This window comes from Rhizobium sp. BK619, from assembly GCF_014195245.1.
Taxonomy (GTDB): domain Bacteria; phylum Pseudomonadota; class Alphaproteobacteria; order Rhizobiales; family Rhizobiaceae; genus Rhizobium; species Rhizobium acidisoli.
Genome location: NZ_JACIBH010000008.1, coordinates 62,492 through 76,392, shown reverse-complemented (window position 1 = coordinate 76,392; position 13,901 = coordinate 62,492). Strand labels below are relative to the sequence as shown.

General features: G+C 61.6%; 9 protein-coding genes and 1 tRNA gene. 5 read left to right on the top strand and 5 right to left on the bottom strand.

Features of this window, described 5'->3' with window-relative positions; genetic code table 11:
• Nucleotides 1-9: 9 nt before the first annotated feature.
• Entirely contained in the window at nucleotides 10-894 is an 885-nt protein-coding gene (gene dapA / locus FHX14_RS16350) for a 4-hydroxy-tetrahydrodipicolinate synthase (RefSeq protein WP_003587601.1), read from the bottom strand.
• A gap of 212 nt (nucleotides 895-1,106) precedes the next feature.
• Between dapA and FHX14_RS16345 the strand changes: the two genes are divergently transcribed.
• Together FHX14_RS16345 and FHX14_RS16340 are read left to right on the top strand one after the other, a co-directional pair.
• Nucleotides 1,107-3,182: a lytic transglycosylase domain-containing protein gene (locus FHX14_RS16345; RefSeq protein WP_184377802.1), complete on the top strand. Its 2,076-nt coding sequence runs from the start codon at nucleotides 1,107-1,109 to the stop codon at nucleotides 3,180-3,182.
• 64 nt (nucleotides 3,183-3,246) lie between these two features.
• Complete coding sequence (locus FHX14_RS16340) at nucleotides 3,247-4,143, top strand: alpha/beta hydrolase (RefSeq protein WP_184377801.1); 897 nt, start codon at nucleotides 3,247-3,249, stop codon at nucleotides 4,141-4,143.
• Between the two features lie 204 nt (nucleotides 4,144-4,347).
• Here FHX14_RS16340 and FHX14_RS16335 read toward each other — a convergent pair whose 3' ends face one another.
• The 4 genes from FHX14_RS16335 to FHX14_RS16320 all read right to left on the bottom strand — a co-directional run bounded on the left by FHX14_RS16335 (nucleotide 4,348) and on the right by FHX14_RS16320 (nucleotide 8,724).
• A complete protein-coding gene (locus FHX14_RS16335; RefSeq protein ID WP_184377800.1) occupies nucleotides 4,348-5,373 on the bottom strand; it encodes a porin in 1,026 nt (341 codons plus the stop codon).
• A 591-nt stretch (nucleotides 5,374-5,964) separates the two neighbouring features.
• Nucleotides 5,965-6,055 (bottom strand) — tRNA-Ser (locus FHX14_RS16330).
• Nucleotides 6,056-6,304: 249 nt separating this feature from the next.
• A complete protein-coding gene (locus tag FHX14_RS16325) occupies nucleotides 6,305-7,522 on the bottom strand; it encodes an FAD-dependent oxidoreductase (protein WP_348649254.1) in 1,218 nt (405 codons plus the stop codon).
• Between the two features lie 86 nt (nucleotides 7,523-7,608).
• Entirely contained in the window at nucleotides 7,609-8,724 is a 1,116-nt protein-coding gene (locus FHX14_RS16320) for a Gfo/Idh/MocA family oxidoreductase (RefSeq protein ID WP_183691298.1), read from the bottom strand.
• Between the two features lie 206 nt (nucleotides 8,725-8,930).
• Between FHX14_RS16320 and FHX14_RS16315 the strand changes: the two genes are divergently transcribed.
• The 3 genes from FHX14_RS16315 to iolD all read left to right on the top strand — a co-directional run bounded on the left by FHX14_RS16315 (nucleotide 8,931) and on the right by iolD (nucleotide 13,889).
• Nucleotides 8,931-9,806: a MurR/RpiR family transcriptional regulator gene (locus FHX14_RS16315; RefSeq protein WP_184377798.1), complete on the top strand. Its 876-nt coding sequence runs from the start codon at nucleotides 8,931-8,933 to the stop codon at nucleotides 9,804-9,806.
• A 93-nt stretch (nucleotides 9,807-9,899) separates the two neighbouring features.
• Nucleotides 9,900-11,834 carry a 5-dehydro-2-deoxygluconokinase gene (gene iolC / locus FHX14_RS16310; protein ID WP_184377797.1) on the top strand — a complete coding sequence of 645 codons (1,935 nt, stop codon included), beginning with the start codon at nucleotides 9,900-9,902 and terminating at the stop codon, nucleotides 11,832-11,834.
• Between the two features lie 204 nt (nucleotides 11,835-12,038).
• Nucleotides 12,039-13,889 carry a 3D-(3,5/4)-trihydroxycyclohexane-1,2-dione acylhydrolase (decyclizing) gene (iolD, locus tag FHX14_RS16305; RefSeq protein WP_184377796.1) on the top strand — a complete coding sequence of 617 codons (1,851 nt, stop codon included), beginning with the start codon at nucleotides 12,039-12,041 and terminating at the stop codon, nucleotides 13,887-13,889.
• Nucleotides 13,890-13,901 lie beyond the last annotated feature (12 nt).

The window sequence follows — 13,901 nt, the reverse complement described above, 5'->3', positions numbered from 1 at the left end:
CCGGTCTTCTCAGTTCAGCAGCCCGGCATGGCGCAGGGCGGCATCGATCGCCGCTTCCGTTGCCGGCTCCAGCGTCGACAGCAGCGGCGAGCGGACGTTGCGGCTCATCCGACCAAGCCGCGAAAGGCCGTATTTGGCGCCGCAGAGACCGGGTTCCAGGAAGATCGCCTTGTGCAGCGGCATCAGCCGATCTTGATATTCCAGCGCGCCGGCATAGTCGCCTTTCAGCGTCGCCGCCTGGAAATCGGCACAGAGGCGCGGGGCGACATTGGCCGTGACCGAGATACAGCCGACGCCGCCATGGGCGTTGAAGCCAAGCGCCGTCGCGTCCTCGCCGGACAGTTGCCGGAAATCCTTGCCGCAGGTGATGCGCTGTTCGGAAACGCGCTCGATCTTGCCCGTCGCATCCTTGACGCCGACGATGTTGCCATGCGCCTTGGCAAGCGCACCCATCGTTTCCGGCGTCATGTCGACCACCGAACGGCCGGGGATATTGTAGATATAGATCGGCAGATCGACGGCCCTGGCAATCGCCGAAAAATGCGCGATCAGGCCCTTTTGCGTCGGCTTGTTGTAATAGGGCGTGACGACCAGAACGGCATCCGCACCGACCTTTTCGGCGTGCTGGGCAAGCTCAATCGCCTCACCTGTATTGTTCGAGCCGGCGCCGGCCATGACGGGAACGCGCTTTGCGGCAACCTCAATGCACAGTTCCACCACCCGTTTGTGCTCGGCATGCGACAGCGTCGGGGATTCGCCCGTCGTGCCGACAGGAACGAGACCGCTGCTGCCCTCCTTGATTTGCCAGTCGACATGGGCGGCGAAGCTGTCTTCGTCGATCAGTCCGGCATCGCTGAAGGGAGTGACGAGGGCGGGGATGGACCCAGTGAACATGCAAAGCTCCTCACGACCAAATCCTTGCTTCGGCCGCATTCCATGAATATTTTGCGCACCATAGAGCGCCGAAATCATCGCGACAAGCGCGTAGAGTTCGGTTTAGGGCAAATTCCGATAGCAGATGTGAATGAATTTTACCTGGTACGGTAAGGTTTCGTTAAGATGCCTCTAGCCAAATGGCAGGGCGTGTTTTCGTTGCGAGATCCCGGATGAAGAAAGCTGTCCTGATTCTGTCCGCCTTCGGCTTCATTGCCGCCGCGTGGAGCAGCGTAGCGTCGCCGCTTGCCGGCGAAAGCACGGCCATGCCCGCTGTGAAGCCGATCGGCTTCATTCCCGAGACAGCCATGCCGGAATCGATCACAACAGGCGCCATTCCGCGCAATCCGGCAGTCGCGCCGGTCAACGGCGACCTGAAAGCCGGTCTCGACGCGCTTTCCGACAAGGCCCCGCGGCTCGCGCTGTCGATCCGCGACAATATGCGCGACGGTACGCTCGATCGCCATATCCTCACCTGGGCGATCGCCGTGTCCGGATTGAAGGGCGTTCCCTCCTATGAAATCGCCAGCGCTGCGCAGGAGCTCAAGAGCTGGCCGGGCCTGTCGCGGCTGCGTGCCTATTCCGAACGCGCGCTCTATGACGAAAACCCCGCCCCATCAGCCGTGCTGGCCGCCTTCGGCGATACCGCGCCTGAGACGATGCAGGGCGCCGTCATCCTCGGCCGGGCGCTGGTTGCAACAGGCAAACAGGCGCAGGCGGCAAAATATATCCGCAAGGTCTGGCGTGGAGAGGCTCTCGACAAGGCGACCGAGGACAAGATCCTCATCGAATTTTCCGCACTGTTGACGCCGGCCGACCATAAGGCACGGATGGACTACCTGATGTATCGCGGCCGGGTGGCGCAGGCCAAGCGCTTCGGCGACATGGGCGAGGCGCAGTCGCTCTACAAGGCATGGTCCGCCGTCGACGCCAAAGCCGGCAATGCCGGCGCGCTGCTTAACGCCGTCGATGCGAGATGGCGCAGCGATGCCGGGCTGCTGTTTGCGCGGATCGAATATCTGCGCAAGCAGGACAAATATGCCGAGGCGGCGGCACTGCTGGAACAGATGCCGCCTGAGCGCAGCGAGCTCGTCAATTCCGGTGAGTGGTGGAACGAGCAGCGCATCGTCAGCCGTGGCCTCGTCGACCAGGGACAGTTCAAGCCTGCCTATCGCATCGTCGCAAACTACGCCGCAACCAGCGCGACGGATATCGTCGAGGCTGAATTCCATGCCGGGTGGTACGCGCTTCGCGGCCTGCAGGATCCGGCAACGGCGGAAAAGCACTTCCGCAAGATCCTCCAGACATCGAACGGACCGATTTCGGTTTCACGCGCCTGGTATTGGCTGGGACGAGCGGCGGAGGCCGGAGGCCCTGGCAAATCGAGTGAATTCTATGTGAAGGCTGCAACGTTTCCCGGCACCTTCTATGGCCAGCTCGCAGCAGAACGGCTGGGGCGAAAGACGCTGAACGTTACCTATCCCTCGCCAAGCACAGCCGACCGGCAAAACTTCCAGGCACGCGAAGCCGTACAGGCAATCGCCCGGCTAGAAGCCGCAGGCCATGGATGGCGTGCCGACATTCTCTATCTCGCGCTCGCCGACCAATTGCAGAGCCCGGGTGAACTGGCCGTGCTTGCGGCACAGGCCGAACAATCCGGCGATCATCATCTGTCGCTGCAGATCGGCAAGATCGCCTATGGACGCGGCATCGATGTCGCAGCGCTCGCCTTCCCGGTCGGCGTCATCCCGGCGAACGCCAATATATCAGGCTCCGGCAAGGCGCTTGCCTATGCCATCGCCCGTCAGGAAAGCGCCTTCAATCCGGCCGCCGTTTCGGCGGCGAACGCACGCGGCCTGCTGCAACTTCTGCCGGGAACAGCCCAGGCGGTGGCCAAGCGCCACAACATCGCCTATTCGAAAGACAAGCTGACCGCCGATGCCGGTTATAACGCCACACTCGGCGCGCATTATCTCGGCGAGCAGATCGACGCCTTCGGTGGCTCCTATATCCTCACCTTCATCGCCTATAATGCCGGGCCGAAGCGGGTACCGGAATGGATCGGCCGCTACGGCGATCCGCGCGGCAAATCTATCGACGAGATCGTCGACTGGATCGAGCGCATCCCCTTCCCCGAAACGCGGAACTACGTCCAGCGGGTGATGGAGAATTACGAGGTCTACAAGGCCCGCCTCGGCCAGTCGACCGATATCGAGCGCGACCTCATCGGCGGACGCAGCGCCTCCTGACGCTGTTTGGCGCGGCTCGAAAAGCAGGCTACATCTTCGGGATCAACAACTCTCGAGGGATGCGATGCCGGATACGGATGCAGGCGGTTTCCAGGAACGATTTTACACCTCTTCCGACGGGCTGACGCTTTACGCCCGCGACTATCGGCCGAGCGGGACGGCAAGCGCGGGGCGGCTGCCGGTCATCTGCCTGCCCGGACTGACCCGCAATACGCGGGATTTTCACCCGCTTGCGCTGCTTCTCTCCCGGGACATGACAGCACCACGCCGGGTCATCGCGCTCGATTCGCGCGGGCGGGGCAACTCGGCGTGGGATGAGAACAAAGCGAACTACAATCTCGCTATAGAGGCCGGCGACGTCGTCACCGCCTGCACGACCCTCGGCGTCGAGCGGGCGATCTTCATAGGCACGTCGCGAGGCGGGCTGATCCTGCATCTGATTGCAGCGACACGGCCGGATCTTCTCGACGCCATCATCCTCAACGATATCGGGCCCGTGGTCGAGGCCGAGGGGCTGGCGCGGATCCGCGATTATCTCAACAGCGGCAGAAGGCCTAAACACTGGGACGCGGCCGCCGATATCGTGAAGGAAAATCATGGCGCGTCGTTTACCGCGCTTGAAGAAGAAGACTGGCGCGAGATGGCGCTTGCCCTTTATCGCGACGTCGGCGGAAGACCGGTCGCCGATTTCGATCCGGCGATCGCAGAGGCACTGAAATCGGTGGATCTCAGCCAGCCACTGCCTGATCTCTGGGAGCAATTCGACAGCCTGTGCCGATTTCCGCTGATGCTGATTCGCGGCGAAAATACGTCTCTGCTGTCAGAGGAGACGGCCGATGAGATGGCCCGCCGGCATCCGAATTTGATCCTGCATGCTGCCGAAGGGCAAGGACATGCCCCCCTCCTGCATCACGGCGGCATCCCGACAGCCATTCGAGCTTTTCTCGCCTCCTGCCGATAAGGCGCGCCACATTAATTTGACTCACGCGACCCGCTTTTGCGCGTTGTTTTCATGCATATCGTTACCCGGGAACCGCGGCAAACTTCCGGGCGGCATGAATTGGCCTCATCGAAGCCGGTCAGCAGGCAGAAGGTGCGGTCCTCCAATGCAAAAAAGCCCGGCTCAACGAGCCGGGCTTTCCTGATTGACCGAAGTCAGATCAGATTAGAACGAACGCTGCAGACGGAAGTAGCCCGTCGTGGAGTCGTCAGCATCTTCCGGATCGAGGTACTGAACCGAAGCCTTGGCGTAGAAGTTGTCGACGATCTGGTAATCAACCGTCAGACCGACCTTCCAGGCATCGCCATCGCCGAAGTCGCTGCCGACAACACCGTAGTCGCTGTAGTACTGAACGCCAGGGGTGATCTTCAGCTTGTCAGTCGCCTTGATAGCGTATTCAGCAGCGATCGCCCATTCAGCAGCGTTGTAGTAAGCGTTCGGGTTGGTGGAGTAGACAGCGGCGAGGCCGAGCGTGCCGGGACCGATTTCAACCGTACCCATTGCGCGGACGGCGCCTTCTTCGTTGTCGGTGTCGTAGCCGGCAGTGATCTGGTAGCTGAAGGCACCAGCCTTGCCACCGAGACCGACGGCAACGCCGACGTTGTTGGAGGTTTCGCCGTCATAGAACGGGCTGTCTTCCAGCTCGTCGACGCTGATGCCAGCATAGAAGTCGCCGCTTTCGTACTGATAGCGGAGGGAGTTATGCAGCGTAACCGGAGAACCGATATCGTCAGTTTCGCCGGAAAGGCCGTCGTCCCACCAGCTGTAGAACAGACCAGCGCGGAAGCCGGCGATGTCGAGGTAAGCGGAGTCGAGCTTAGCGTTCTGATCGGTGGCGTTGTCAGCATTGAACTGCATGACGATGACGCCGGTCAGCGGACCATACTCAGTGTCGCTCTTGGCAGTGAACTGAACCTGACCGCGAGTAACGGCATCCCAGTCGGAGTCGTTAGCACGAGTGTCGGAATTGCCTACCCGATCACCAACGTTGACCTGGAAACGGATGTAGCCTTCGATCTTGAGGCAGGTTTCCGTGCCCGGGATGTAGAAGTAGCCGGTGCCGTAAGCGTCGCAGACGCGAACATATTCAACCGGTTCCGGCTCGGCAGCAACGATAGCGTCAGCAGCCTGAGCGCCGGAAACTACTGCGAGAGCAGCAGCGGAGCCGAGAAGAAGGCTCTTGATGTTCATAAATGACCTCCAATTCAAAGTTTCGATCGGGTTTGGGATCTTTCGCTGAGCAGCGTTCCCTGCCCCATTCCCGTGTTGCAAGAAGTGGACGATCAGTCGCCCTTGCTTCCGACGCTGAAAATACAAGACGGAAGCCGTCACGCAATCACCAACTTACTCGGATGGGGGATTTGAGGGAGCCTTCCCGACTTTCTGTTGCTCAAAGGACACAAGTCGGGCAGCCGGCCTCGATTTCCTTTATGCTTTGTTAAGAAAACCCTGATTTTGCGGCGGTTTAGGTCGGGCCAACAGTGAACTGGACATTGGCTGCACACCATATTTGCGACGCTTTTTTGACGAAATCCGGATGCTGAGGGGATATCGCCACCGCAGCAAGCGTAACCGGACATGCACGGAACCCGTTGCGCTGCCTGCCGGGGGCTTGGGAGCGGGCAGTGATTCCCTGCTGGCGATTCTCCCGCTTAAGGCGGCGCGATTTCTCATTGCGCGGCCATGACGCATGACCGTCCTGCGACTAGGAGACAAACCGCCTAAGCGCAGTTAGTTCTCTGCCGTACGATAAGGATTGAACTGGGCTGGGAAAAATCAAAGTGGCGGAGAAGATGGGATTCGAACCCACGATACGCTTTTGACGTATACTCCCTTAGCAGGGGAGCGCCTTCGACCACTCGGCCACCTCTCCGGTGCGGCCTAACTATGGTGACCGGTCTGTGAATGCAAGGGTTTTTTCAGGTTCACCAGAAGAAATGCAGCGGCTGGCATTTCGGCCGGTTGCGTAAACAGACCGCATTTCCAGGCGTGATCGGGAAAATTTGATCGCGCTTCGTTCTTCGACGGTAAAGCTGAGCTTTGCCGTCCAGCGTCCGATAGGATTGGCGATCCCCGCACGACGTTCCCGCCGGGGTGATTCCTTGCCGAACCGGTTCCCGGCTCAGCCGAGCAGGCGCTTGAGATCGGCCGAGGGGTCGGCGAGAATCGATCGGTCGGGGTTGGTCCCGGATTCCAGCAGCTTTTTGCCGGTCACATAGGCTTTGGCGTCGTTGATGGCATCGACGGCGATCAGCAGGCCTCCCCTGAAGTACCAGATGGAATGGGCGCCTTCGCGGGCGCCGGGGCGCAGCAGCGTTTCGTCATAACCGAGATTGAAGCCGGCGATCTGCAGCTTGACATCATACTGGTCCGACCAGAACCATGGCTTCGGGTCATATGGCTCGCTGCCGCCGGCGATGACGGCTGCGGCCGCTTCGGCCTGGTCGACGGCGTTCTGCACCGATTCGAGCCGGATGCGGCCACCCTGCCAGGGAAGGGCCGCGCAATCGCCGGCGGCAAAGATCGCCGGATCGGAGGTGCGGGCGAATTCGTCGACGACAATGCCGTTGGCGACTTCGAGGCCGGCTTCCTTGGCGAGCAGGTCATTCGGCACGACGCCGATACCGACGACGGCAAAGTCGATATCGATAACCGATCCGTCGGACAGTGCGGCGCCGGTGACGCGCCCATCCTTGCCGACCAGATGCTTGAGCCCGGTCTTCTCGCGGATCACCACGTCGTGGGACTCATGGATCCCGCGCATGATGTCGGCGGTCTCCTTCGCCGCGACGCGCTGCAGGATGCGGTCGGCCATCTCGATGACGGTGACCTCAAGGCCGCGATGGCGGGCGACGGCTGCTGCCTCCAGGCCGATATAACCGCCGCCGATGATGAGGACGCGGCGACCCGGACGCATCTCCTCGGCGAGCAGATCGGCATCGCGCTTGTCGCGGGCGACATAGACACCTTCGAGATCGCCACCGATTGCGGCCGGCAGCCGGCGCGGCGTCGAGCCGGTGGAGAGCGCCAGCGTACCGTAGTCGAGAACGGAGCCGTCCTGCAGCAGAACCTGCTTGCTGTCCGGCTTGATCTGCTCGGCCCATGTGGAAAGGCGAAGGTCGACATCATTATCGCCATACCAGTGCTCGTCGCGGAACAGCAAACGGTCGAAGGCCATTTCGCCGAGCAGGTATTTTTTCGAAAGCGGCGGGCGCTGATAAGGCGCGACGTCTTCAGCGCCGATAAGGGTGATCGGGCGCGTGTCCTTCAAGGCACGCAGCTTGGCCGCCAATGCAAAACCAGCCTGCCCCGCGCCGATGATCACCAGTCTATCCGTCACGATCTCACTCCTGAAACAAGGCCCGACACTCATGCCAAGGCCTATCCCCTGCCCTATGCGCCGTCAACGGAGAGCGGCCTTTACCTTCAGCCGATCTCGATCCAGCGACGCTCGTGGAAGGATTGTGCCATGGCATGCACCGACTTCTCTATCCTGAGACCGTCTTTAAATGTCACGATCGACGACGGCTCGCCCGATATTGCCCGGATCAGCTCGCGGCATTCGATGATCTTCAGATCGTTGAAGCCGAGACCGTGACCGGGCGCCGGGATAAAGCGATCATAAGGCCGATGGGCGGGCGCCGCCAGTATCTTGCGGAAACCCTGTTCGGAGCCGCGACCCTCGGCCTGATAAAGCTCGAATTCGTTCATCCGCTCCTGGTCATAGACGATCGAGCCTTTCGAACCATAAATCTGCAGGGCGATGCGGCCCTTGCGGCCCCAAGCGGCGCGGTTGGCCATCAACACGGCGGAGATGCCGCCGCCAAGCCGCAACAATACGTTGGCGGCATCGTGATTTTCGACGGCACGGCGACCACCCTCGCTCAGCGGGCGGTCGGCATAGGGCTTCACCATGTCGGTAATGACGGCCTCGACATGGCCGAAGAGATACCAGAGCAGCGACAGCGGGTGCACGGCGAAATCGTCGAGCGCGCCGTAGCCGGCGGAAAGCTCGCTCTTCCAATAGAAGAAGACATCGGGATCCGCCATGAAATCTTCGTCCATCTCGACGCGGATATGGTTGACGGTGCCGATGGCGCCCTCGCCGACAAGCGTCTTGATGTGTCGAATGACGGGATTCTGAATGTAATTATAGCCAAGGGCGGCAACCTTGCCGGAACGCTTCGCCGTTTCCAGCATGCGCTCGGCATCGGCATAGGCCGGCGCCATCGGCTTTTCACACCAGACGTGTTTGCCGGCTTCAAGCGCTGCAATGGCCATCTCGGCGTGAAACTGATTGGGCGTGGTGACCGAGACGACATCGACCTCGGGGTCGGCGATCAGCGCCCGCCAGTCGGCCGTTGCCTTCTCGAAGCCGAATTCACCGGCCCGCGCCTCAGCAAGCCCGGCATTGGCTTCGGCCAGATGCACGAGACGCGGACGCTCGACATCGCCGAACACCGTCTTCACCGCATTCCATGCCAGCGCGTGGCACTTGCCCATATAACCGGTGCCGATCAAACCGATGCCGAGTGGCTTCATTTCCGTCTCCTCCAGAGCTGCGCGCGGATTTTTGGAATATTTGGATCATTTTGACAAGAGACCCACCCACGGTCATCGGCGCCATTTTTCGGGTGAATTGTCTAAAAGACTGGAATTACAGGCGATTAAAAACAATTAGGCGTGCCCTTTGAAATCGTCTATGCTCGGCAATATGGAATATTTGTTTCATCTCGTGAGCCGCAAGCATGGATAACGACCCCCAGAGGCAGGCGCGTGTGCCACGCGATTTCGAAAGCCTGCGCAGCACCATCATCGAGCGCAAGGCGAGCATGCCGAAGCGGCTGGCGCAGGTCGCGGCTTTCGCGCTCGGCAATCCCGACGAGATCGCCTTCGGCACGACGGCGAGCATCGCAGCCGCCTCTGACGTCCAGCCCTCGACGCTGGTGCGCTTGGCGCATCATCTGGGCTACGGGGGCTTTTCCGACCTGCAGAGCATCTTCCGCGAAAGGCTGCGCGACCGGACGCTGAGCTATGAAGAGCGGCTCGTCACGCTGGAACAGGCAAGCGGCGACGACGAGGACGCCAATCTGCTGTCCGGCTTCATTGCCGCGGCCAGCCAATCGGTCAACCGCCTGGCGGCGACGGTGCAGAGCGACACGTTCACGAAAGCGGTGGATATCCTTGCCGCCGCCGAGACGATCTATCTGATTGCCAAACGGCGCTCCTATCCGCTGACGGCGCACATGACCTACGCTTTCTCCAAGCTCAACATCCGCCACCAGATCGTCGCCTCGCCGAACGGCGTCGACCCTGAAATGGTGCAGTTCGCGACATCGAAGGATGCGGCGATCGCCGCGAGCTTCTCGCCCTATGCGGCCGACAGCCTCAACCAGAGCCAGGAGCTCGCCGACCGCGGCGTCCCCGTCATCGCCATCACCGATTCGGCCTTCTCGCCGCTTGCCGCCTGCGCCACGCACTGGTTCGAGGTGGCCGAGGCCGATTTCGCCGGCTTCCGCTCGCTCTCGGCCTCGATGGCGCTGACCATGGCGCTGCCGGTCGCCATCGCCGAACGGCGGCGCAAGCGCCAGCATTCAAAAGCTGGGAAAGCGAAAATGGAATAAACATTCCGAATTGACAAAATATCGGAACCGATGTTTCATTATTCACAAATTCGCAGGCACTGGAAGCCGCGCAAAATCTAGCGGGAGGACATCATGGTACAATCGAATCCGGGTTCACGGCCGGAGCCGGCGCTTGATGTAATCACCATCGGCCGCTCCTCGGTCGATCTTTATGGTCAGCAGATCGGTTCGCGGCTGGAGGATATCGGCTCCTTCGCCAAATCAGTCGGCGGCTGCCCGGCCAATATCGCCATCGGCACGGCGCGGCTCGGTCTCAAATCCGGCCTCATCACCCGCGTCGGCGACGAGCAGATGGGGCGCTTCATTCGCGAGCAGTCGGCGCGCGAGGGCGTGGCGACAGATGGCATCGTCACCGACAAGGAGCGGTTGACGGCGCTGGTGCTGCTTGCGGTCGAGGCCGAAGGCGTGTCGCCGATGATCTTTTATCGCTCCGACTGCGCCGACATGGCGCTCGACGAAGGCGATATCGACGAGAATTTCATCCGCTCGTCGCGCGCCGTCCTGGTTTCCGGCACGCATTTCTCCAGGCCGAATACCGAGGCCGCGCAGCGCAAGGCGATCCGCATCGCCAAGGCGAACGGCTGCAAGGTGATCTTCGACATCGACTACCGGCCGAACCTCTGGGGCCTTGCCGGCCATGCCGAAGGTTTCGAGCGCTACGTGAAATCCGACCGTGTTTCCTCGAAGATGAAGGAGACGCTGCCGGATTGCGACCTCATCGTCGGTACCGAAGAAGAAATCCTGATCGCTTCCGGCGCCGACGATGTGCTCGGCGCACTGAAGGAGATTCGCCGCCTGTCGCCGGCGACGATCGTGCTCAAGCGCGGCGCCATGGGCTGCATCGTCTATGACGGACCGATCGCCGACGACCTCGAAGCCGGCATCGTCGGCGAGGGTTTTCCGATCGAAGTCTTCAACGTGCTCGGCGCCGGCGATGCCTTCATGTCCGGCTTCCTGCGCGGCTTTCTGCGCGACGAGCCGCTGAAGACCTGCGCCACCTGGGCCAATGCCTGCGGCGCCTTCGCCGTCTCCCGTCTGCTCTGCTCGCCGGAATATCCGACCTGGGCGGAGCTCGACTACTTCCTGAAAACCGGCAGCCAACATCGGGCGCTGCGCAAGGACGAGGCGATCAACCATATCCACTGGGCATCGACCCGGCGCGGCGAAATCCCGCTGCTGATGGCGCTGGCGATCGATCACCGTTCGCAGCTTGTCAGCGTCGCCGATGAGCTCGGCGTCGGTCATGAGAAGATCGTCGCCTTCAAGCGGCTGGCGGTCTCTGCAGCGGCGCGGGTTTCGAACGGCCGTGACGGCTACGGCATGCTGATCGACGAACGTTTTGGCCGCGACGCCTTCTTCGACGCGGCGACGAAGAATTTCTCCTGGATCGGCCGGCCGGTGGAACTGCCGGGCTCGAAGCCGCTGCGTTTCGAATTCAGCCAGGATATCGGCTCGCAGCTGGTGGAATGGCCGCTCGGCCACTGCATCAAGTGCCTGTGCTTCTATCATCCCGACGATCCGGCCGAATTGAAGAGCGAGCAGCAGGAGAAGCTGCGCACCCTGTTCGAGGCCGCCCGCAAGGTCGGGCGCGAGCTGCTGGTGGAGATCATCGCCGGCAAGAACGGGCCGCTGACCGACGATACCATCGCCACCGCGCTGGAAGAACTCTATGCGCTCGGCATCAAGCCGGATTGGTGGAAGCTCGAGCCGCAGGCATCGAGCGAAGCCTGGAAGAAGATCGATGCGGTGATTGCCAAAAATGACCCATGGTGCCGCGGTATCGTGCTTTTGGGACTCGAAGCGCCCGCCGACGAGCTCATCTCCTGCTTTGAGGCGACGTTGGCTGCCCCTTCCGTGAAGGGCTTTGCCGTCGGCCGGACCATCTTTGCCGATGCGGCGCGCGCCTGGCTTTCGGGCGCAATGAACGACGAGGAAGCGATCGCCGACATGGCCGGCCGCTTCCGGCAGCTGACAGAGGCGTGGCTGAAGACGCGCGACCGTCAGTAGGAAATAGGAAAAAGACCCCTCCCCAACCCCTCCCCACAAGGGGGAGGGCCTTAACTTGAGGCACCGCCTCCGCCATGAGTAAGCATCCTGCGGATGAAACCTTGCGGCGCGAACGCAGAGAGCCGAAAAGGTTAGTCCCTCCCCTTGTGGGGAGGGGTTGGGGAGGGGAAAACAGACAAAGTGTCAAAAGTCCGGGAGGCCCCGATGGGCAAGACGATACGATTGACGATGGCGCAGGCCGTCGCGCATTTTCTCAAAAAGCAGATGACTGTTGTCGACGGCAAGAAAGTGCCGATCTTCGGCGGCGTCTGGGCGATCTTCGGTCATGGCAACGTCGCCGGCATGGGCGAGGCGCTCTACCAGGTGCGCGGCGAACTGACGACCTACCGCGCCCACAACGAGCAAGGCATGGCGCATGCCGCCATCGCCTATGCCAAGGCGAATTTCCGCAGCCGCTTCATGGCCTGCACGACCTCGATCGGCCCCGGCGCGCTGAACATGGTGACGGCGGCAGGCGTGGCACACGTCAACCGCATTCCCGTTCTCTTCCTGCCGGGCGACGTCTTTGCCAACCGCGCGCCGGATCCGGTGCTGCAGCAGATCGAGGATTTCGGCGACGGCACGGTTTCGGCCAATGACGCCTTCCGCCCAGTTTCGCGCTATTTCGACCGCATCACCCGGCCCGAGCAGATCATTTCGGCGCTGAAGCGCGCCATGCAGGTCCTGACCGATCCGCTGGATTGCGGCCCGGTGACCTTGTCGCTCTGCCAGGACGTCCAGGCTGAGGCCTATGATTATCCGGAAAGCCTGTTCGATGAAAAAGTATGGACGACCCGCCGGCCGCAGCCGGATGCGGACGAGCTGGCCAATGTCATCGCGCTGATCAAGGCGTCGCAGAAGCCGGTGATCGTTGCCGGCGGCGGCGTGCTGTATTCGCAGGCGACGAAGGAGCTTGCTGCTTTTGCCGAGGCTCACGCCATTCCGGTCGTCGTCACCCAGGCCGGCAAGTCGTCGATCAACGAGACCCATCCGCTGGCGCTCGGCTCGGTTGGCGTCACCGGCACGTCGGCGGCGAATGCGATCGCCGAGGAGACGGATCTCGTCATCGCCGTCGGCACACGCTGCCAGGATTTCACCACCGGCTCCTGGGCGCTGTTCAAGAACGACAGCCTGAGGATGGTTGGTCTCAATATCGCCGCTTACGACGCGGTGAAGCATGACAGCTACCCGCTGGTCGCCGATGCCCGCGAAGGGCTGAAGGCGCTTTCATCAGGGCTTTCGGGCTGGAAGGCACCGGCGGCACTTTCCGAAAAGGCAACTGCGGAGAAGAAGGTCTGGATGGAGGCCGCCGCCAAGGCAATGGCGACAACCAATGCCGCCCTGCCCTCCGATGCACAGGTGATCGGCGCAGTGGCACGTTCGATCGGCGGCGAGAATACGACGGTGCTTTGCGCGGCCGGCGGTCTTCCCGGCGAATTGCACAAGCTCTGGCCGACGACGGCGCCGGGCAGTTATCACATGGAATACGGCTTTTCCTGCATGGGCTACGAGATCGCCGGCGGGCTCGGCGCCAAGATGGCGCATCCCGAACGCGATGTCGTCGTCATGGTCGGAGACGGTTCCTACATGATGATGAATTCCGAGATCGCCACCTCGGTCATGCTGGGCCTCAAGCTCAACATCGTCGTTCTCGACAATCGCGGCTATGGCTGCATCAATCGACTGCAGATGGGCACCGGCGGCGCCAACTTCAACAACCTGCTCAAGGACTCCTATCACGAGGTGATGCCGGAGATCGATTTCCGCGCACATGCCGAAAGCATGGGCGCCATCGCCGTCAAGGTCGCCTCGATCGCCGAACTCGAGCAGGCAATCGCCGACTCAAAGAAGAACGATCGCACCTCGGTCTTCCTCATCGACACCGATCCCTTGATCACCACCGAGGCCGGCGGACACTGGTGGGATGTCGCGGTGCCGGAAGTCAGCCCGCGCGAAGAAGTCAACGAAGCGCGCAAAGGCTATGTCGAAGCGCGCGCTTCCCAGCGTATCGGCTGATTCGATTGCCAT